Annotated in this window: 24 protein-coding genes and 1 other annotated feature; of the genes, 18 read left to right on the top strand and 6 right to left on the bottom strand. The window is 37.5% G+C overall.

The genetic code is table 11. The features are described 5' to 3' along the window. Positions 1–37: 37 nt before the first annotated feature. Positions 38–778: a Cof-type HAD-IIB family hydrolase gene (locus BFL01S_RS12075; RefSeq protein WP_061785823.1), complete on the bottom strand. Its 741-nt coding sequence runs from the start codon at positions 776–778 to the stop codon at positions 38–40. Positions 779–1,029: 251 nt separating this feature from the next. Between BFL01S_RS12075 and BFL01S_RS12070 the strand changes: the two genes are divergently transcribed. Further along, complete coding sequence (locus BFL01S_RS12070; protein ID WP_025910857.1) at positions 1,030–2,658, top strand: family 14 glycosylhydrolase; 1,629 nt, start codon at positions 1,030–1,032, stop codon at positions 2,656–2,658. Positions 2,659–2,719: 61 nt separating this feature from the next. Here the strand turns inward: BFL01S_RS12070 and BFL01S_RS12065 are convergent, their stop codons facing one another. Continuing rightward, on the bottom strand, positions 2,720–2,908 hold the full coding sequence (locus BFL01S_RS12065) for a hypothetical protein (protein WP_025910858.1): 189 nt from the start codon (positions 2,906–2,908) through the stop codon (positions 2,720–2,722). 248 nt (positions 2,909–3,156) lie between these two features. On the opposite strand from BFL01S_RS12065, the gene BFL01S_RS12060 reads away from it, so the two are divergent. From BFL01S_RS12060 to BFL01S_RS12035, 6 genes are all read left to right on the top strand, one after another. Further along, positions 3,157–4,119 (top strand): carbohydrate ABC transporter permease, encoded by a 963-nt coding sequence (locus tag BFL01S_RS12060; RefSeq protein WP_025910859.1) that lies wholly within the window; start codon positions 3,157–3,159, stop codon positions 4,117–4,119. Continuing rightward, a complete protein-coding gene (locus BFL01S_RS12055) occupies positions 4,119–4,946 on the top strand; it encodes a carbohydrate ABC transporter permease (RefSeq protein WP_061785822.1) in 828 nt (275 codons plus the stop codon). Before BFL01S_RS12060 ends, BFL01S_RS12055 begins: the two co-directional genes overlap by 1 nt. Positions 4,947–5,014: 68 nt before the next feature. After that, the gene (locus BFL01S_RS12050; protein ID WP_025910861.1) at positions 5,015–6,310 is read left to right on the top strand and encodes an ABC transporter substrate-binding protein; all 1,296 of its coding nucleotides are present in this window, start codon (positions 5,015–5,017) and stop codon (positions 6,308–6,310) included. 291 nt (positions 6,311–6,601) lie between these two features. After that, the gene (locus BFL01S_RS12045; RefSeq protein WP_061785821.1) at positions 6,602–6,931 is read left to right on the top strand and encodes a metal-sensitive transcriptional regulator; all 330 of its coding nucleotides are present in this window, start codon (positions 6,602–6,604) and stop codon (positions 6,929–6,931) included. 17 nt (positions 6,932–6,948) lie between these two features. Next, positions 6,949–7,155: a copper chaperone CopZ gene (gene copZ, locus BFL01S_RS12040; RefSeq protein ID WP_061785820.1), complete on the top strand. Its 207-nt coding sequence runs from the start codon at positions 6,949–6,951 to the stop codon at positions 7,153–7,155. 76 nt (positions 7,156–7,231) lie between these two features. After that, entirely contained in the window at positions 7,232–9,637 is a 2,406-nt protein-coding gene (locus BFL01S_RS12035; RefSeq protein ID WP_061785819.1) for a heavy metal translocating P-type ATPase, read from the top strand. 157 nt (positions 9,638–9,794) lie between these two features. On the opposite strand, the gene BFL01S_RS12030 is transcribed toward BFL01S_RS12035, so the two are convergent. Next, positions 9,795–11,036 (bottom strand): erythromycin esterase family protein, encoded by a 1,242-nt coding sequence (locus BFL01S_RS12030; protein WP_061785818.1) that lies wholly within the window; start codon positions 11,034–11,036, stop codon positions 9,795–9,797. A 145-nt stretch (positions 11,037–11,181) separates the two neighbouring features. Here BFL01S_RS12030 and fosB point away from each other — a divergent pair, with 145 nt between their 5' ends. The 8 genes from fosB to BFL01S_RS12000 all read left to right on the top strand — a co-directional run bounded on the left by fosB (position 11,182) and on the right by BFL01S_RS12000 (position 15,252). Beyond that, positions 11,182–11,622: a metallothiol transferase FosB gene (gene fosB, locus BFL01S_RS12025; protein ID WP_061785817.1), complete on the top strand. Its 441-nt coding sequence runs from the start codon at positions 11,182–11,184 to the stop codon at positions 11,620–11,622. A gap of 246 nt (positions 11,623–11,868) precedes the next feature. Beyond that, the gene (locus tag BFL01S_RS20440) at positions 11,869–12,048 is read left to right on the top strand and encodes a hypothetical protein (RefSeq protein WP_156474921.1); all 180 of its coding nucleotides are present in this window, start codon (positions 11,869–11,871) and stop codon (positions 12,046–12,048) included. An 18-nt stretch (positions 12,049–12,066) separates the two neighbouring features. Next, positions 12,067–13,158 carry a dipeptide epimerase gene (locus tag BFL01S_RS12020; protein WP_061785816.1) on the top strand — a complete coding sequence of 364 codons (1,092 nt, stop codon included), beginning with the start codon at positions 12,067–12,069 and terminating at the stop codon, positions 13,156–13,158. Positions 13,159–13,484: 326 nt separating this feature from the next. After that, positions 13,485–14,048 (top strand): DUF3267 domain-containing protein, encoded by a 564-nt coding sequence (locus BFL01S_RS12015; protein WP_061785815.1) that lies wholly within the window; start codon positions 13,485–13,487, stop codon positions 14,046–14,048. Between the two features lie 195 nt (positions 14,049–14,243). Continuing rightward, entirely contained in the window at positions 14,244–14,561 is a 318-nt protein-coding gene (locus tag BFL01S_RS21040; RefSeq protein ID WP_061785814.1) for a hypothetical protein, read from the top strand. Positions 14,562–14,590: 29 nt separating this feature from the next. Beyond that, complete coding sequence (locus BFL01S_RS21385) at positions 14,591–14,692, top strand: hypothetical protein (protein ID WP_225002307.1); 102 nt, start codon at positions 14,591–14,593, stop codon at positions 14,690–14,692. A gap of 15 nt (positions 14,693–14,707) precedes the next feature. Next, positions 14,708–14,962 carry an aldehyde dehydrogenase family protein gene (locus BFL01S_RS12005; RefSeq protein ID WP_235859227.1) on the top strand — a complete coding sequence of 85 codons (255 nt, stop codon included), beginning with the start codon at positions 14,708–14,710 and terminating at the stop codon, positions 14,960–14,962. 11 nt (positions 14,963–14,973) lie between these two features. Continuing rightward, positions 14,974–15,252, top strand: a complete 279-nt coding sequence (locus BFL01S_RS12000) for a YnaG family membrane protein (protein ID WP_061785812.1) — start codon at positions 14,974–14,976, stop codon at positions 15,250–15,252. 44 nt (positions 15,253–15,296) lie between these two features. Here BFL01S_RS12000 and ymaG read toward each other — a convergent pair whose 3' ends face one another. Continuing rightward, on the bottom strand, positions 15,297–15,542 hold the full coding sequence (gene ymaG, locus BFL01S_RS11995) for an inner spore coat protein YmaG (protein WP_025910872.1): 246 nt from the start codon (positions 15,540–15,542) through the stop codon (positions 15,297–15,299). A 111-nt stretch (positions 15,543–15,653) separates the two neighbouring features. On the opposite strand from ymaG, the gene BFL01S_RS11990 reads away from it, so the two are divergent. Beyond that, positions 15,654–16,136: a GNAT family N-acetyltransferase gene (locus tag BFL01S_RS11990; RefSeq protein ID WP_061785811.1), complete on the top strand. Its 483-nt coding sequence runs from the start codon at positions 15,654–15,656 to the stop codon at positions 16,134–16,136. Positions 16,137–16,177: 41 nt separating this feature from the next. Here the strand turns inward: BFL01S_RS11990 and thrS are convergent, their stop codons facing one another. Then, positions 16,178–17,374, bottom strand: a complete 1,197-nt coding sequence (thrS, locus tag BFL01S_RS11985) for a threonine--tRNA ligase (protein ID WP_061785810.1) — start codon at positions 17,372–17,374, stop codon at positions 16,178–16,180. Positions 17,375–17,420: 46 nt separating this feature from the next. Then, positions 17,421–17,642: a binding site (T-box leader), on the bottom strand. Positions 17,643–17,783: 141 nt separating this feature from the next. Between thrS and BFL01S_RS11980 the strand changes: the two genes are divergently transcribed. Then, the gene (locus tag BFL01S_RS11980; protein WP_061785809.1) at positions 17,784–18,800 is read left to right on the top strand and encodes a S66 family peptidase; all 1,017 of its coding nucleotides are present in this window, start codon (positions 17,784–17,786) and stop codon (positions 18,798–18,800) included. Positions 18,801–18,832: 32 nt separating this feature from the next. Here the strand turns inward: BFL01S_RS11980 and BFL01S_RS11975 are convergent, their stop codons facing one another. Beyond that, positions 18,833–19,240 (bottom strand): carboxymuconolactone decarboxylase family protein, encoded by a 408-nt coding sequence (locus BFL01S_RS11975; RefSeq protein WP_035321122.1) that lies wholly within the window; start codon positions 19,238–19,240, stop codon positions 18,833–18,835. 300 nt (positions 19,241–19,540) lie between these two features. On the opposite strand from BFL01S_RS11975, the gene BFL01S_RS11970 reads away from it, so the two are divergent. Then, a complete protein-coding gene (locus BFL01S_RS11970; RefSeq protein WP_061785808.1) occupies positions 19,541–20,698 on the top strand; it encodes a CapA family protein in 1,158 nt (385 codons plus the stop codon). The last annotated feature ends 7 nt before the right edge of the window (positions 20,699–20,705 follow it).

The raw sequence follows: 20,705 nt of genomic DNA, 5'->3' as shown, positions 1-20,705 counted from the left end.
TGTCTCAGTCTCTTTTGAGAAAGTGTAAATATAACTCTTACTTTAAAGCCCAGTGATAAATAGCTTCAGCAACACCATCTTGGTCATTGGTTTTAGTTATCCAGTCAGCTGCTTCCTTTACGACATCTTGCGCGTTACCCATGGCTACGCCTACTCCAGCTTTTGTAATCATTGCAATATCATTTAGGCTATCACCCATAGCCATTACTTCGTTCATTGACAGATTTAAGCGTTCACAAACGGTACGAAGTGCTTTTGCTTTATTGATGCCAAGAGCGTTAATTTCAAGATTTGTTGGGCTAGAATTTGTAATTTCAAGATTTTTGTTTTTAGTTAATGTATCTAAAACTAATTTGCGCGTATCATCATCATGAATATCATAGCCAAACTTTAGCCATTCATGATTAGTAATATCCGTTGGAAACTCGTCCCTCCATACCTTTTCACTCGTCACAGCCCAAAAAGTTAATTTATGCTTTTGTTTTAAATCCCACATTTCTTGTATGTAATCTGGTTGTAGAATCGTGCGCTCAATTAAATTTCCTTCACCGTCCCAGATTTCACTCCCATTTACATTAATAATATAAGAGGAAAGCTTTAACGACTCAGCAAATTCAATACTAGTTGGGCGCGACCGTCCTGTACTTAAAACCACATGTATTCCTTTTTCTTCTGCTTGTGCTATAGCTTTTTGATTACCTTGTGAAATTTCACCTTCTGTATTTAATAGTGTGCCATCCATATCAAGAGCAATTAACTTAATTGATGGTTTATCCATAGTGCTTCACCCTTTCAAAAATGCTTTTTCTACTTTAAGCATAGCATGAACAAACCTTTTAAAAAAGAAAGGTGCTGAGTAAAGGATAGATCAAATGACTCATTTTTCAAAAAAATGAAAAAGTTAATTGACGAATACGAAAGGGCTTTTCTATAATTTTATAGAAAGGAAATTCATCTTTTATAGAAAATTGCAAGCGGTTGCATAAAAAGAAAGATGAAGGCTTCTAACAATAATAAGGGGGAAAAGAGATGGGGAAAAGTTTTAAAGTGCTGTTAGCATTCATAATGAGTATAGCAATTATATTTACAAGCTATACAAGTACTCACGCAGAAGTCAAATCAGATTACAAGCTGTACGTTATGGCTCCTTTAGGAGAAATTACGGATTGGGATCAGTTTGAACGTCAGCTTGTTCAAATGAAGAAGAATGGAGTATACGGCTTAACAACAGATATTTGGTGGGGAATTGTTGAAGCTAAGGGAGATAATCAATTTGATTGGTCTTATTATAAAAAGTATGCCAGCGTTGTTGAAAATTCAGGCCTGAAATGGGTTCCTATTTTATCCACACATCAATGTGGTGGTAACGTAGGAGATGATTGTAACTATCCAATACCTAATTGGCTGTGGGAAAAAGATGACATAGAAAGCATGGCATTCAAAAGTGAAACTGGGTTTGTTAATAAAGAAGCATTAGCACCTTGGTGGAACGGAATTGAAAAGCAGTATGAGGAATTATATCGCTCGTTTGCAAAAAACTTTGCTAATTATGATGATATCATTAGTAAAATTTATTTAAGTGGCGGACCAGCAGGAGAATTACGCTACCCATCTTATCAGTTTGCAGACGGATGGGACTATCCAAAACGCGGTCAGCTACAAGCATATACAGAAGGTGCAAAAGAAGACTTTAGAGATGAAATGAAGAATCAATATAAAAATATTAAAAATCTTAACAAGGCGTGGGGAACATCATTTAAGAAGTGGAATGATATTGAACCTCCAACTGACGGAGATACTTTCTTTACAAGCGGTGAAGCTTACAAAACTATATATGGAAAAGATTTTATGAAGTGGTATCAAGGGGCTCTTGAAGATCATCTTCAGACAATCTCAAAGCAAGCACATAAATACTTTGATCGTACGTTTGGCGTAGAAGTTGGTGCGAAAATTTCTGGTGTGCACTGGAAGATGAACGATCCTGAAATGCCACATGCTGCTGAATACAGCACAGGATATTATAATTATGCTAAGCTTCTAGACCAATTTAAAAAATCAAATATGGCGTTAACGTTTACTTGCTTAGAAATGGGAGACCAAGATGCACAAACATCTCCTTACTATAGTGCTCCAAAAACGTTAGTGACTCAAATTGCTACATTAGCAAACGAGCGTAATCTTTCGTTAAACGGAGAAAATGCGCTTCCTGTTATTAATAATGAATGGGGATTTGACAATGCATCTGAGATGGTATTTAACTATGACTTTGATGGTTTTACGCTTCTTCGTATGACGTATTTATTTGACGAGGCTGGGCATCCGACAAATGAACTTAAGATGTTGAAGGATAAGCTTGCGCTAAAGCCATTACCAGTTACGTTTAAAATGGAAGGTTTACAGCTAAAGAAAGGTCAAACGCTTCATGTAACAGGTAATCGAGGAGAGCTAGGTCGTTGGAATGCAAGCAACTATAACTATACGTTAAAACCAAAGCGAGACGGTAGCTTTGAGGGAACATTTGACTTAGCTGCTGATCGTGAGTATGAATTTAAGTTCTACATTAAAGATCAAAATGGGAAAATCATTTGGCAAGATGGTGAAAATCAAAGCTACAACACACCAGCAACGGGAAAAGGACATTACGTAGCAACTTGGTAATAAAATTGAAACAGCCGCTTATACGAATAAGCGGCTGTTTTGTATGATAGATGTTTCGTTTTTACTTTGCTTGGTCTTGATTGTCAGCATGTTCTTTTGGATTTTGTTTATCATGATTAGGAGACATCATGTTTGACATGACGACATGGCCATCTCCACCGCATACTTTGCACTTTATAAATGAAAGCAGCGCAAATCCAAATTTCGTTCCGCTTCCTTGGCAGTGTGGACAAACATAACGAAGAGGCATTTTGATACCATCCTTTTTTATAAATTCATTCCCATTATAATTTTTGTACCTTCCTCTCACAAGGTACAAAAGGTAGAAGAAGGTGGAGGAGATTTTTCTCTCTAGTTAAAAGGTAGGGGGTGAAAAATCATCGATTTTTGTTGCTTTTAGGGGAAGAGTTCAATATTTTCCACCCTCCTTGTCAATGTAATCGGTTTCAAAAAAGTTTATGCTGCACTAAAATGAGAGCATATAGGAGGTGCGGTTACATGGAGAGCCAAAGCAAATTGCAAGAAAAAGAGGTTGTGTCAGTAAATAAGCCAAGACAAACGAAGTCATCAATTCGCACAAGCAATCGTAAAAAGTGGAAAAAAGCAGGAATATTTACCTTGTTTGTAGGACCAGTCCTTTTAGCATTTAGCATGATTGTTTTATACCCGTTTTTATCAGGTGTTTATTATGCCTTTACCAATTGGAATGGTGTAACAGGAAATATTGAGTGGGTAGGATTAGACAACTTTAAGTACTTACTTTTTGAAGATAAGCAATTTCATGCTTCCTTCATTCTAACCGCGAAGTACACCGTTGTTGCAATCTTATTAACAAATGTCGTTGGGTTTGGTCTTGCATTACTTGTTACACAGATGCTTAAGACAAGAAACATTCTACGAACAGTCTTCTTTTTACCTAACTTAATTGGTGGATTATTACTTGGATTTGTATGGCAATTCATTTTTATTCGAGGATTTTCATCAATTGGTCAATTAACAGGATGGTCACTATTTGAGCTTCCTTGGTTGGGAGATGCAAATACAGCTTTTTGGGGCATAGTTATTGTCAGCGTATGGCAAGGTGCCGGTTATATCATGATTATTTATGTAGCAGCTTTACAAAACGTTCCTCAAGAGCTTCTTGAAGCAGCAAAAATTGATGGAGCGAACCGCTGGCAAACACTTCGTCATATTACACTACCAATGGTAGCGCCAGCCGTTACAATTTGTTTATTCTTAACCATTTCATCTTCATTTAAAATATTTGATGTAAACTTATCATTAACAAACGGTGGACCGTTTAAATCAACAGAAATGTTAGCGCTTAACATCTATACAGAGGCTTTCGTTAACAACCGTTATGGTATTGGAGAAGCAAAAGCACTGATCTTCTTCTTAATAGTAGCAGGTATTACAACGCTTCAAGTTATGTATACGAAGAAGAAGGAGGTTGAATCTTAATGCGCAATAAGTATACAGGAAAGACGTTTATTATTGAAATCTTAGCGATAATACTAGGTCTAATCTTCCTTGTTCCGTTTTACTATGTTATCGCTAACTCATTAAAGCCGTTTGCAGAAATCTTAACGAATACATCAGCTTTACCATCAGCATTTCAATGGCAAAACTACGTAACAGCTTTTGAAAGAATGGATTACTTACGAGTATTTAAAAACTCATTAATGATTACAGTAGCAAGTAATCTAGTGATTGTAGTCTTTTGTTCAATGGGTGCTTATATGCTTGTACGTACAAAAACAAAGTTCAGTAACTTTATCTTTTTACTCTTTGTAGCAGCGATGGTTATTCCGTTCCAATCTATCATGATTCCATTAGTAAAAGCGGCAAGTTCGTTTGGATTAATGAACAGTATCTGGGGATTAGTTGTGATGTATCTAGGATTTGGTTCTGGATTAGCAATCTTCTTATATCACGGGTTTATTAAAGGGATTCCAGTAGAGTTAGAAGAAGCAGCAATTATTGATGGATGCTCTACATTTGGAGTGTTTTGGAGAATTGTATTCCCGTTGTTAAAGCCAATCACGGTGACCATTATTATTTTAAACAGCTTATGGATTTGGAATGACTTCTTATTACCGTTACTTGTTCTGCAAGATCCGTCATTGCGTACAATTCCATTAGCAACGTTCTTCTTCTTTGGACAATATACAAAGCAGTGGGATTTAGCACTAGCAGCATTAATGTTAAGTATCATTCCATTATTAATCTTTTTCTTCTCAATGCAAAAGCATATTATCAAAGGAATTACAAGTGGGTCTATTAAATAATGAATTTGGAAGCCTATGCTCATGATGAGTGAGCATAGGAGCCAAACATATCATAGGAGGAACCAAGCATGAAACTAAAAAAATTTCCTTTAGCAGCAGGTGTACTATCAGCATCTCTTTTATTTACAGCAGCATGCTCCAGCGATAGTTCATCTGGCGATAATGCAAGCGGTGGCGCAAAAGGTGACCAAGTTGTTGTTGATATTTTTCAAGGAAAAGTTGAAATTGCAGATCAGCTAAAAGCATTAACAGATCAATATACAAAAGAAAATCCTAACGTAACGTTTAACATTGAAACGGTTGGAGGTGGTGCAGATGGTGCAGCAGCACTAAAAGCGAAATTCGCTTCTGGAAATGAGCCTGATATCTTCTCAAATGGTGGCTATCAAGAAGCTGTTACGTGGAAAGATAAACTTGAAGATTTATCTGGTGAGCCTTGGATAAAGGATGCGTTTGATAACACGTTAGATCCAATGACAATTGACGGTAAGGTATATGGTCAGCCAATGAACCTGGAAGGCTATGGATTTGCGTATAATAAAGAGCTTTTCAAGAAAGCGGGTATTAAAGAAGTACCACAAACATTAGATGAACTAGAAGCAGCAGCTAAGAAGCTAAAAGCAGCAGGAATCACGCCGTTTTCAATTGGATACGGCGAATGGTGGGTATTAGGAAATCATGGTTTAAACATTCCTTTCTCAGCTCAAGAAGACCCAGATGCGTTTATTAAGAGCTTAAATGAGGGGACTGGAAAAATTTCAGGTAACCAGCAGTTTAAAGAATATGTTAAACTATTGGATTTAACAATTAAGTATGGAAATAAAAACTCATTAACAACGGATTACAATACGCAGGTAACGAACTTTGCAACGGGTGAAGCAGCAATTATTCAACAAGGAAACTGGATTCAGCCAATGCTTGATAAGATTAATCCAAACTTAGATTTAGGCGTTATGCCAATGCCTCTTGGTGATGGTGGAAGTGTGAAAGGTAAAATTTCAGTCGATGTACCAAGCAGCTGGGTCGTTCATAACGGTGCACCAGAAGCAGATAAAGAAGCAGCAAAAGATTTCTTAAATTGGATGGTAACTTCTGAGGAAGGTAAGCGTGCACTTGTAGAAGAATTTAAATATGTACCTGCATTTAAGACAATTGAAGCAGATGCAAAAGATATTGGTCCATTAGGTGCAGAAATCTTAAAGTACTCTGAAGAAGGAAAAACAATGCCGTGGCAGTTTATGAAGTTCCCAGATGGTGTGAAAGAAGAATTTGGTGCCTCACTTCAAGAGTATGTGGGCGGTCAAGTAACGGAAGAAGAACTGTTTAAATCATTTGAAAGCACTTGGGATAAACTAAAAAAATAAGCTTATTTATAAAAGAGGCTGGGACATAAGTATTTCAGCTAATTATAAACCCGAACTATTGAGAGTTATCTCTTCTCATAGTTTGGGTTTTTTGTTGATTCGGAAAAATTTTTAAAAAAAAGAGTGAAATGGAACGAACGTGTTCAGACAACCTAACTAGGTTAGAAACGTCATGATTCGTCTCCCGAAATGAATCATTTAGTTATGTCTCAGTTCCTTTTCATTTTGCATAACACTTTACATAGGGTAGGGGGGTACATTATAATATGAAATATGAAAGGTGGTTTTTGAATGGAAGAAAGCCATGAGTCTGAAATGAAGGTAGAGTGTCATTCTGGTACTGTACGACGAAGTCATCATTCTCCAAAAGTTAAGAAAAACTTAACGAGTCGGCTTAATCGAATTGAAGGTCAAATTCGAGGAATCAAGGGTCTGATTGATAAGGATACGTATTGTGATGATGTCATTACGCAAATATCAGCTGTTCAATCAGCTTTAAATGGCGTAAGCAAAATTTTATTAGAAGGTCATTTGAAGCACTGTGTGGTCGAAAGAGTGCAGGAAGGTGACGATGAAGTACTAGATGAATTACTAACAACAATTAAAAGATTAATGAAATAAAAAAGGAGCTGGAAAAGATGGAACAAACAGTATTATCAGTACAAGGTATGTCATGTGGGCATTGTGTAAAAGCAGTTGAAGGTGCACTATCAGAGTTAAGAGGTGTAAAAAGTGTACAGGTTAATTTAGAATCAGCAACGGTTGAAGTTGAATATGATGAAAGTAAAGTCAGCCTTGAAACGATTAAAGAATCAATTGATGATCAAGGCTATGACGTAGCGTAAGAAAGCGTGCGAATAACTTCGCACGTTCTCTTTTAAAAAGTAATATACCTATATAGGGTATATGAGGAGGGGTTTTATGAAAAGTCAAAAAGACATTACGCTACGCATAGCAGGTATGACGTGTTCAGCTTGTGCAAACCGTATTGAAAAAAGTTTGAAGAAACTAGATGGCGTTGAAGATGCAGCTGTTAACCTTGCATTAGAAAAAGCAACAATTCGCTATACACCTGAAGTAGTTCAGCCACGCGTTTTTGAAGAAAAAGTGCAGAATCTAGGATATGATGTCATTTATGAAACAGAAGAACTAGACATAACCGGGATGACCTGTGCAGCTTGTTCAAGCAGAATCGAAAAGGTATTAGGAAAGCAACAGGGAATTGCTCATGTAAACGTGAATCTTGCATTAGAAACGGCAACTCTAAAATATAATGAAGAACAAATTGATCTATCTACCATCATTAATAGAATTGAAAAATTAGGATACGGTGCGTCTTTAAAGGCTGAAAAAAACGAAAATATCCGTGAAAAAGTAACCAATCAGCAAGAACTCAAATTTTTAATTGCAGCAATATTAAGCATACCGCTGCTTTGGGCGATGGTTAGTCACTTTTCCTTTACGGCCTTTATTCCTGTACCGCCAATGTTTTTAAATCCATGGTTTCAACTGGCCCTTGCTACGCCAGTTCAATTTCTTATCGGTGGACAGTTTTATGTTGGAGCCTATAAAGCGCTAAGGAATAAAAGTGCGAATATGGATGTTCTTGTGGCTTTAGGAACGAGTGCGGCTTACTTTTACAGCGTTTATTTGTCGATCCAGTCCATCGGTTCAAATGCCCATATGATTGAACTTTATTATGAAACAAGCGCAATCTTAATTACGCTTATTTTACTTGGGAAATTATTTGAAGCCAAAGCAAAAGGGCGTTCTTCAGAGGCAATTCGAACGCTTTTAAGTTTACAAGCAAAAACAGCGGTTGTAGAGCGAAAAGGCCAACAGGTTGAAATCCCTATTGAAGAAGTGAAGCATGGAGACGTTGTTTATGTGAAGCCAGGCGAAAAAATTCCAGTAGACGGTGAGGTAATAGAAGGACAATCTGCAATTGATGAGTCCATGCTAACAGGAGAAAGTATTCCGGTTGAAAAATCGGTTGGTGATGATGTGACGGGAGCCACAGTGAACAAAAATGGCTTTTTAAAAGTAAAAGCAACAAAAGTGGGAAAAGAAACAGCGCTTGCACAAATTATAAGAGTTGTGGAAAGCGCACAAGGTTCTAAAGCCCCTATTCAACGCGTGGCTGACCGTATTTCAGGTATTTTTGTTCCCATTGTTGTAGCAATAGCAATCGTTACGTTTTTTGTTTGGTATATGGTGCTTGACCCTAGTGACTTTGCTTCAGCGCTTGAAAAAATGATTGCTGTACTTGTAATTGCCTGCCCTTGTGCATTAGGTCTAGCTACCCCAACGTCAATTATGGCAGGATCAGGTCGAGCAGCCGAGCTAGGTGTTTTATTTAAAGGCGGTGAGCATCTAGAAGCAGCTCATGAAGTAGATACCATCGTGTTAGACAAAACTGGTACCGTGACAAAAGGTGAGCCAGAAGTAACGGATGTTGTGACAGAAAATGCTGGAGATAAAGAAAAGCTTCTACAGCTTGTTGCCTCTGCTGAAAGTCAGTCTGAGCATCCATTAGCACGCGCCATTGTCAAAAAGGCTTCTGAACAAAATCTTAGTTTGCTAAAAATTTCAGCTTTTGAAGCAATACCTGGGCATGGTATAAAAGCGATTATAGAGGATGAGGAAATTTTAGTGGGTACGAGAAAGCTTATGTCTGATTCTGGTATTGAAGTTGCGGGTGTTGAATCACTCATTTCAGAAATTGAGTCTCAAGGGAAAACGGTTATGCTAATTGCTTTAAACAGTGAATATGCAGGGTTTGTAGCAGTTGCTGATACGGTTAAAGAAACGTCAGCAAAAGCTATTAAGGACCTAAAAGAAATGGGACTTCACGTTGTGATGATTACAGGTGATAATAAGCAAACAGCGAATGCTATCGCTAATGAAGTGGGAATTCATCATGTGCTTGCTGAAGTATTACCAGAAGGAAAAGCAGCCGAAATTCAAAAGCTACAGGCTCAAGGGGCAAAAGTGGCAATGGTTGGTGACGGCTTAAACGATGCACCGGCTCTAGCAGTGGCGGACGTTGGAATGGCCATTGGAACCGGCACGGACGTCGCGATTGAAGCAGCAGACTTAACGCTTATGAGAGGTGACCTTACAAGCATCGTTCATGCTTTGCAAATGAGTAAAGCAACAATGCGTAACATTAAACAAAATCTCTTTTGGGCATTCGGCTACAATACCATTGGAATTCCAATTGCCGCAATCGGATTTTTGGCACCGTGGTTAGCCGGAGCAGCTATGGCGTTCAGCTCTGTATCCGTTGTGTTAAATGCGCTGCGTTTGCAGAAAATGAAGATTTAGAAGATAGGGTGGAACATAAGGAATTCAGCTAATGATAAACCTGAACGATTAAAAGGAAGGAATTTTTAATCGTTCAGGTTGTTTTAATTGTGAAAACAATGTTGGGAACGAGTTTAGACAACGTAAAGAGATTTTGTCTTTTTGAACATTTGTTTTGTTATTTCTCACCTTCTTTTTTGAATGGAGGAGGTGAAACTTTTTGCACAAAAAGAGCTCCATCCATTTGTTCGCGGGGCGTAATTAATGTTTGCATGGTTCCGTTATCTAAGAAAACTGTTTTTTTGAATATCCATTCGTTTTCCCGTTGCTTTTGTAGTTGAGAAAAATCTACAAACGTAGTAGGTGAATTCAGCTTAGAGAGGTAGTCTTCCAAACTTTTTTTAGGTGGCTTGCTTAGTTTATAAGCTTGACCCGTATCTGTTATAGTTTCGCCTTCATACATAAACAGACCCATATAGTAAGAGTCATTCTGAAGGGTTTTTGATATCTTAGAGCCCATTGGTTCAAACTTTGAAAAGAACGAACGGAAATTTTTAAAAATATGCATGTTATGAGCCCAAATGATGATTTTTTCATTTGGATAAAGTTCATTGCACAACCATTCAACATTTTCACAAAGTCGTTGTTCACGCACTTTTTTATAAGTGCGATGATCTTCTGTCAGGTGATTCAGAAAATATAAGCGGTTAGCTAACGAACGCTGCATGACGTATAGATAAGTTTCTTTAGCTTGTTCTCGTTCATTAAGAAGGTGAAATTGAATTGATTTTATCAGATCGTTAACCTTTGTGATTGCTTGTTCTTTAAAATGTTTAAAGAGCTGCAACACATCGTTTGGTACTTTTTTTCGTGCCGCTGTATATTGACCAATTTTGTAATACCACTCATATGCACCTCGTTCAATAAATTCAAATGCTTGTAGCTGTTCTTCTGTAACCAATGGCTGTAATTTTGCTACAAATCTTAAAAAGGTGTCAGGGATTGAAGAAGGATTTATATCAATTCCAGCTAAACGAAAATCTTGTCTTTTTAATAGATGAAAAAGGGGCTCGGTATCTTCTGTTGCCCATAAAGAATAAATACTATTTTTCATGAAAGCTTCTGGTGTTGACGCTTCTTTCAATTCATTTGCTCCGTATGCTTCAGCAAGGCCACTTTCGAATGCCAATACGTTAAAACCCATCTCTTTATGCAAGAATGAGATTATCTTTTCTTTTAACATGGTGTGTTCACGAATGAAGTGCCCATTTTCACCAAGCCAGACAATTCGTTTATTTTGAATAACTGACTTTAAAAATGAAAAGTCTTGAGAAGCACAATCTATAGGCTCAGCTAGACGACATGAATGTGCTTCTAGCCAATTAATGACTTCCTTTTCTCTCTCTTTACTAAAAAACATGAGACACCATCCTTTGTATAAATTACGTATTTAGTATACAAAAATAGGAAGAAAATTTAAAATAATAAGATAAAAATGAAAATGATATGGTAGTATATGTATATAGTTAGTGGTTCTACTATCTAGACAAAAGGTGGAGGACAACATGATTCAAGGAATAAATCACTGCTGCTTTTCAGTATCTAATTTAGCTCAGTCAATCGGTTTTTATAAGCAGGTTCTAGGTGCTAATCTTCTTGTTACTGGCACAGCCACAGCTTATTTGGATTTAAATGGTTTATGGATAGCGTTAAATGAAGAGAAACATATTCAAAGAAATGAAATTCACGATTCCTATACCCATTTTGCGTTTTCAATTAAAGCTGGAGATTTAAAATGTTTTGAGGCAAAACTAGCGGCTTATCATGTACCAATTTTAAAAGGAAGAACAAGAGATGAGCGTGATAGAGAGTCAATTTATTTCACGGACCCAGACGGGCATAAGTTTGAAGTACATACGGGCACGTTAGAAGACAGACTTCGCTATTACAAAGAAACAAAACCTCATATGGTATTCGCTGAAGAAGGGAAAGGGAAATGGAAATGAAAAAGTGGCTTATGTTGAGCGGAATCTTTTTTCTAATGGTAGGAGTTGTTATAGGGTTCATATATATAAGAAAGGGTGAATCTCTTCAAATAGGAACCATTACAACTTTTCCTCCCAAATAAAAAAACAGTGGCAATCGAGTTAGATAATGAAAGCTCTATTAGCTCAGTTTATCTCATAGCTATACAAGTAAATAATTAAGCACATCCAAGTGGGCTAGAACTTGAGCAAATAAAAGCGAACGAAGTGATCAACTTATCAGATCAGATTGATCAACAGCTAACGCTACAAGAGGTGCATAAGAAGATAGAGCCTTCCAGTAAAAGATATATGTTAAAAATTACTCATAGCAAACCAATTGAACGAGTAGCTCTTACCTATAAGTATGTGGGAAAAACGCAAACACAAGTAATAATTTTGGATTAAAAAGTGGGAGTGTGCCAAATGATTATTAAAAACCTTGAAGTAAAGCATGAAACTATTCCGTTAAAAGTACCATTTAAAACAGCGCTCCGAACAGCCACAGAAATTGAAAGCGTTGAAGTGATTATTACGTTAGAAAATGGAATAACGGGTAGAGGAGCGGCTGCCCCAACGTATGTGATTACAGGTGATTCGTTAGAGAGCATTTTAGCAGCTCTTAAAGGGCCTATTAAAGCTGCGATAATTGGAAGAGATGTTAAAGAATTTCAACTGTTACTTCAAAGTGTACAGTCTTGCTGTGTAGGAAATACTAGTGCTAAAGCTGCTGCTGATATTGCTCTTCACGACGCATATAGTAGATTAATAGAAGTTCCGCTTCATACTTACTTAGGGGGTAAAAAAACACTTTCCACCTGTATGACCATTGGTGTAGACACTCCAGAGAAGATGACGAAAGCTGCTAAATCAGCTGTAGCTGACGGCTTTCAAGTACTTAAAATAAAGGTTGGGGCGAATCCAGAGTTAGATATTGAACGCATACAGAAAATTCACGAAGCTATTCCTTCATACATAAAGCTTCGTTTAGATGCAAATCAAGGTTGGCGTGCGAAACAAGCAGTGCAGATTATTCATGAGATGGAAAGTAGAAACTTTAACATTGAGTTTATTGAACAGCCAGTTCCTTCCTATGATTTAGATGGCCTAAAGTTTGTAACTAATCGGGTTTCTACACTTATTATGGCAGATGAAAGCTTGTTTTCAGTAAAGGACGCGTTAAAGCTTGTCGCAGGGCGCTATGTAGATTTATTAAATATTAAGCTTATGAAGTGCGGGGGAATAAACGAAGCATGGAAAATTGCGAGTATTGCAGAAGCAAACGGTGTGGGTTGTATGATTGGTAGCATGATGGAACCTTGTTTTTCTGTAGGAGCGGCAGCACACTTTGCAGCAGCACATCCAAATGTTCATTACTTTGACTTAGATGCTCCACTATGGCTAGATGGCGACTTAGATGTTTTAACCTATCACGGAGATCAAGTCATTTTATCTGCTCTTCCAGGGGTTGGAGATGTACAAACTACTTTTCAAGGAATTAAAAAAGATGCCACCTAGTATCATAATCTAGTTGGCAGTTTCTTTGAACATTTGAAAATGGAAAGCTTGTACGTTTTACTGCTCGTCCTTTTTTTGCTCTTCAATGATAGTGGCAATACGGTTGATAATCTTTGTGAAATTATCAATCTTTTAATGAGTAAATAAAAAGCGACCGCAATTGGAAAAACTACATTGGCAATAACGTTTAACCAACTTTCTATTAGAGACACCTCCTTAATATGGACTTGCTATATCATATGCAGTCTTTCACCAAGGATTCATTATGCTGAAAATAAGTTCTTATATACGTTTTTATTGTTGTTAAATGGAAAGGTGTGAATTTTTTGGGGAAGGAAGTTTCAATCGTTTTAGATCCTAAGGGTGTTAATAGAAAAGCCTCTTATTACACAATAGGAATTGTATTGCTTAGTACGGTTGTTTACACATGGTTCTGGGGGTTAGAGTTTACCATTACTCTTATGTCCCTGCTTAAGTTTATCGGTTTTTATTTTCTATTAATTTTTCTTCATGAACTGCTTCATGGAGTTGGTTTTTTGTGGTTTGGGAAGGTCAAGCTAACAGATTTAAAGCTTGGTTTTATTTGGAAGTATATGGTTTGTTACGCACACTGTAAGGTCCCCATTTCAATGCGTGCTTTTCGCATGGCACTGTTGCTACCTGTACTTCTTACAGGATTTGTTCCGCTCATTATCGGATTGGTAGTTGGCAACGGCATGCTAGTAGCAATCTCAACATTATTAGTAGGGGGTGGTGCTGGAGATTGGCTTATTTATCGTTCGATTCACTCATTTTCTAAAGATACGCTGGTAAAAGATCATAAAGATAATATTGGATGTACGGTTTATTTTTGTAATGAAATGAATGAAAATAAAAACATCAATACATAGATTAAAAAGCGCATGAATTCCACCTGGTTTCTTCTTCTCACAAGCTGATGAAGATGAGCTGCATCAAGCACTTGGTGTTACTTTAAAGAAAATAGATTTGCAAAAAGCATTTAAAGAATGCATTACTAATTCAAAGTCAGAGTGGGTTGGAGAAGTAGATCGTGCTCAACTCTGTCTCAGTTCACAGAGGATGGAATGGTAACATCATGTGAATCTGATATTGATGGATCAATTTCCATGTTTATCTTAAGAGAATTAGCAAAAGGAAACGCCCCGTATTTGGGAGACTTGGTTCACATTGACGAAGAGAAAAATTCAGCTGTATTTTGGCACTGTGGAGCTGGTGCTTATTCGTTAGCCCGTCCAGATACTGGAGCCACAGCTGGTGTTCATCCTAACAGAAAGATTGGCTTGGCAATGGACTTTGGCTTAAAAGCTGGAGAAGTAACGATTTTCCGAGTGAGTCATAGACCAGATGGTTATCGTTTATCATTTACGAAGCTGATTTGTTAGGCATTCGAGCGGGAGAAGCGCTCTTGGAAATGACAAGGTTGAGCTTTGGTTTTGATGATAAGCCTATTGAATTTACAACCACAAAGTTTCGTAGTGATAAGTACCATTATGATATTGAATTAACGAGATAATAAACATTTGGGTGAATGGGAGACATGGTAAATACGGCAAGCGTAAAGCAATATGGATTATATGTAGATGGCGAATGGAGTGAGACCAAAAAGGAAATGAATGTTCTTGATAAATACACGCAGGAAACAGCTGCAAAGGTATCAGTTGCTGAAAAACATCACGTTGATCAAGCAGTTCAGGGAGCAAAGCAGGCACTTAAAACCTCATTTTCACCATATACGCGATACGAGGTATTAATGAAGGTATTAATGAAGGTAGTTGAACTGTAGGAGGAGGGCTTATGAATAAACCAGTCATTCTATTCGTTTCGTATCTATTATTTATTATTCCGCTTTTCATAATTATAAACTTCTTTCTAGGAGTTGTTACTTTTGAGAAACTTCAAGGAGTCGTCATTTTTTTTCCTCTAGTCTTAAGTTTCATTGGCTTTTGGCTAGCCCTATCTATCTATAAGAGAAAAGAAAGTGGCTTTGCTAAAGGAGCAATTGTTAGAAATATAGCTATGTTCTTGTTTCCTATTGTATATATGATTATGGGAACGGTTTTTTTAGGAGTATAAATTTACTAATAGGTAAAAAAAGACATGGCATAAGCCATGTCTTCTTAATAATAGTAGCCATATGGTGGGTAGTAAGGGTATGGTGGATAAGGGTATGGTCCGAATCCTCCGCCGTAAAGAGAGCTAGCAAGTAATCCGCCAGCTAATCCTCCTAAGAACGGAGCTCCAAAGATAAATGGTCCTCCGAAAGGACGTCCGAATGGTCTGCCAAATGGACGACCGAAGCCGCCTGGTCTGCCATAAGGTCTGCGAAAATCGTGCTCAGTGTATACGTGTTGGTTTTGATACATAACAATACCTCCTTTTTCTTTAGAAGTATATGCAACAGCCTACAAAACGTTTGGGCAGTAATCTCGTTTACGTACATTATTTTTTGAAAATAAAATAAAGGAGAAAAATCTATGAATCTATATTCCGTAATGAAGGCAGTTGAAAGTGATTTTTTATCATTTTCAGAGCTGAAAAATCAAGTGCAGAAGCTTCATATTAAAGGAAGGCCTGATTTATATGAGAAGAAGGATTCAACCTTGTCCCGTGGTGAATATCAACAATGGCTTGAATCGACTGAAACAGAATTACTAGTCGTACGAGATACAGAGAAGTCTGTCGTTGGATATGTCATCCTTGATTTTAAAAAGGCAAGAGATACTAATCCCATTTTAAAAAACCGGTGCACTTTATTCATTCGAAGCATCGGTATTAGTGAGGATCATCAAAGCAAAGGAATTGGTAAGCTATTAATGAATGAAATTGTTAAATACGGCAGAGAAAAATCAGTAGATGCTATTGAACTAAACGTATTAGAATTCAATGATCGCGCGATTCAATTTTATGAAAATATAGGATTTACTACTAAAAGTCGTCAGATGGAACTGTTGTTTTAAAAAAGGAAGCGCTCAGTATGGTTATATTGAGCGCTTTTATTTTATCTATTTTGTGCAAGCTCCAGTAAAAAATCATCAAATTTTAGGGAGTGCTGACTATTATCCGTGCGTTTTCGAATAGCAAGGCTGCTATTCGCTACTTCTTGATCGCCAATAATTACGATATAAGGAGCTTTTCTTAGCGTGGCTTCCCTAATTTTAAGGCCAATCTTTTCTTTTCGGCTATCAACTTCAACCCGTCTTCCATGCTGACGTAAGCGCTGTGCAACTTCATTTGCGTAGTCTATATGAGCATCAGCAATCGGCAGAATTTTCACTTGAACAGGTGCAAGCCAAAGAGGGAAGTCTCCACCGTAATGCTCGATTAAAATACCCATAAATCGTTCGATTGAACCGTAAACTGCGCGATGAATCATTACTGGGCGATGAGGGGTGTTATCTTCTCCGATATATGTGCAGTCAAATTTTTCAGGCATTTGAAAATCGAGTTGAACTGTTCCACACTGCCAGCTTCGGCCAAGGGAGTCTAAAATATGAAAATCAATTTTAGGTCCGTAGAACGCTCCGTCTCCTCTATTAATTTCGTAAGCTAATCCTCGTGCTTTTAAGACATTTTCAAGAGACGCTTCCGCTTGTTCCCACATGCTTAAATCTCCCATGTATTTTTCAGGGCGTGTTGAAAGTTCAACTTTATATTCAAAGTCGAACTGTTCATAAAATTCATGAACTAGCTTCAAGACACCATTAAGCTCTGCTTCGATTTGAGCAGGCGTAACAAATAAGTGTGCGTCATCCTGCGTAAATGAGCGAACGCGAAACAAACCGTTTAAAGATCCAGATAGTTCATGTCTGTGTACGAGTCCAAGTTCAGCATAACGAACCGGAAGCTCTCGGTAGCTTCTACGTTTGCTGTTAAACAATAAAATTGCGCCGGGGCAGTTCATTGGCTTTAGGGCATAGCTCTGTTCATCTACGTTTGAAAAATACATATTTTCTTGATAGTGGTCCCAGTGTCCAGATTGTTCCCATAAATGTTGCTTCATCATAATGGGTGTTTGAATCTCCGCATATTCAGCTTGAATATGCTTTTGTTTCCAATCGTTAACGAGTTCGTTTCGAATAGACATGCCGTTTGGTAAGAAAAATGGCATGCCGGGTGCTTCTTCCAGAGTCAAAAAGAGTTCAAGCTCTTTTCCTAACTGCTGATGGTTTTGTTTTTCAAGTTTTGCGTTTTTCATGTTTTTTCCTCCCAATAATTAAATAAAAAAACGCACTCATCCCAAAAGAAGGGACGAGTGCGGTCGTGGTACCACCCTAATTTCACGACAAAAAAACGTCGTGCTCAAAAACGATAACGGATTTCCCGATTACGGATAGTCTGCAAAGCATTTCCCCGCAATAGCTCAAAGGTGGTAAATCAACTTTGTTTCTAAAGGGCTCGCAGCCAAAGGCCCTAGTCTCTGAGTAGAAATGAAAAGTTATTCATGTCCTTATCAATGCTTACGGATGATTATAATGGATGGATTTTCCTTAAGTCAAGAGGGATTTTTAAAAAAAGGAAAATAAAGATAAAATAACCCAGTTAAAGTTAATTATGGTATGATGAACAATATATATTCGGCTGAGAGAAATAAAGGAGTGCTAGTAATGATTCAATTTCCGCGTTTAAAGCATGACGCTACCATAGGTGTAACCGCTCCTTCTTCGGGGGTTCCAGACGCTTTACATAAGATGTTTCAATCAGCTTGTGACAAAATGGAGGAGCGTGGGTACAAGGTTCAATGCGGTCAAACTGTTTGGACGCAGGTAAAAGCAAAGTCTGCTTCAGGTAAAGTGCGAGCTTATGAATTGATGAGTATGCTCAAAAACGAAGAAATAAATTTAATTATTCCGCCTTGGGGTGGGGAGCTTTTGATTGAAATTTTTGAGCACTTTTTATTTCAAGAAATTAAGCCAAAGTGGGTTTTAGGCTATTCTGATACAAGCTTATTCCTATTTGCGTTAACCATAAACACCGGTATTGCAACAGCTCATGGTCCAAATTTAGTCGATTTGCGAGGCGAGTACTGGGATGAGACGACCAAGATGTGGGAACGAGTATTACAACTTGAAGAAGGAAAGAGTATTACGCAGTACTCTTCTACTTATTTTCAAAAAGAATGGCAGCACAGTAATCCATCTCCTTGCGTCTTTCATTTAACCGAACCTACCGAGTGGAAAATGGTTGGGAACAAAGAGCTTGTGATTGAAGGAAGGTTACTTGGTGGATGTATCGACGTAATCCGTCATGCAATTGGCACACCATGTGGGGATGTTAAAAGCTTTCAGCAGAGGTTTTTACAGGGTGAAAAGCTCGTTTGGTATTTTGAAAACTGTGAGCTATCAGCTACAGACCTTAGGCGTACACTCGTTCAAATGAAGCTAGCAGGTTGGTTTGATTATTGTAGCGGTATACTTTTTGGTCGAAGCACTGCTAACCATCCAGTCGGAGGCTATACAGCTGAAGATGTGTATGAAGCCCTTTTAAAAGAGCTTGAAGTACCTATTGCATATGATCTTGACTTTGGGCATATGCCTCCTCAGCTTACGCTTGTGAACGGTGCTTTCGCCAAGGTAGAAATTAAAAATGGAAAAGGTTATATAAAACAAACATTTAAAAACTAACAGAGGTTGCATTATGCAACCTCTGTTAGTTTTTATGGCTGTAAGTCTAGCATAGCTCCATAATATTGAGAAGCGGTTGTGAAACAAATAAAAGCACAAAGCTCGCTAATCTCCTTATCGCTAAAGGCCTCTTTTAAAACGGCAAAGACAGTATCTGGAACGCTTCCTTTTTCTTTTAAAAAAACGTCTGCAAAGGCAATCGCCAGCATGGTTTTCTCATCTTGTTGTTTCCGATTTGGCGCACCTTTTGCTTTACAATAAGCGCAGCCATTTTTTTCAGCTAATACGCGCCTTACTTCTTCCTTTAGCTGTGCTGATAGACTAAGAGTTCTTTCTAACTCATCACCTAAATCACACCATTTATTCATAATATCTACATTGTGACCTAATAGCCGTTGAAAAGGCGTGAATCCAACCCTAGAAAGTTCAATTCTTGGCATATTTTACATCCTCCTTTCATTTTTCTAGTATAGCGTAATGGGATAAAACAGACCCTTTCGTTTGAAAAAGAATTTAAAATAATTATTTATATATATATAACAAATAATGCATAGATGGTTTTCAATTGAGAAACTATCAATTTTTAGAAACAGTTTATCTGAAAAAGTCATTTATTTAGATTTTTTGATATATTCCTAGTTTTTTCTAAAAGGTTATAGTATCCTGTTGGTAGAAAGATTCATTTTTTGTAAAAAAATGATAGATTTTTGGGGAATATGGTATAAAGGGGAATCGGTCAGATGGAGGAAAGAACAGGGAGAAAACAGAAATACCGGCGGATGAAAAAAAGAGGGATTTTTACTATTCTAACTTTGATTCTCATTGGCTATTTTGTCGTTGCCAATATGGATCGTTCAGAACCTACAAGTAACAACGTTGCTTCAACGGAAAAAGAACAACCTAAAAAGGAAGAAGCTAAAGAGAAAAAAGCAGCGGCCGTCAAGAATGAAAAAGAAACAACGATTAAAATTAGCGCAGCGGGAGACTTTACAATTGGTACAGACGAAAGCTTTCCATATCAACAGTCGTTTCCGCATGAAGCAGATAAAAATGGCTTACCTTACTTTGTAGAACATATTAAAGATTTATTTGAAAACGATGACTTTACGACCGTTAATCTTGAAACAACGTTAACTAACTCGACGCAAAAAGCAGCAAAAACCTTTCGTTTTAAAGGGGACCCTTCCTACGTTAATATCTTAAAGTTAGGAAATATTGAAGCTGTGAACTTGGCAAATAATCATATTTTTGATTATCTAGATCAAGGGTATGAGGATACGATGAAAACATTAGATGAAAATGATATCGGTTACTTTGGTTATGATAACGAGTACATAACAGAGGTTAAGGGTGTTAAGATTGGTGCACTTGGGTATGAAGGTTGGGATTCAAATGTGGAAACAGCCAAAAAAGAAGTCAAGGCTGGCATAAAGCGTTTACGCAAAGAAGGTGCAGAGATTGTTATTGTACATTACCATTGGGGTATTGAAAAAAGTCCTGTGCCAACACAAACTCAGCAAGAGCTAGCTCGCTACACGGTTGATAACGGTGCAGACTTAATTCTAGGACATCATCCACACGTTGTTCAAGGTATTGAAGAGTATAAAGGGAAGTTCATTGTATATAGTCTAGGAAACTTTATGTTTGGTGGAAATCGAAATCCAAGTGATAAAGATACTTTCGTTTTTCAACAAACGTTTCATTTGAAAGGTGAAGAGCTAACAGATAAAAAGGAAATTCAGGTTATTCCATTTAGCATTTCATCAGTAGCTTCAAGAAATAACTATCAGCCAGCGCCTTTACAAGGAGCTGAAGCAACTCGAGTTAAAAATAGAATTATTAATTTATCTGCCCAAATTACAGATTCAAACTGGCTTGTTTATGAAGGCGGAGAATAAAAGAAAG

The sequence above is a fragment of the Priestia flexa NBRC 15715 genome (assembly GCF_001591565.1).
In the GTDB taxonomy this organism is placed as follows: domain Bacteria; phylum Bacillota; class Bacilli; order Bacillales; family Bacillaceae_H; genus Priestia; species Priestia flexa.
This window is presented reverse-complemented; position numbering and strand designations above follow the sequence as displayed.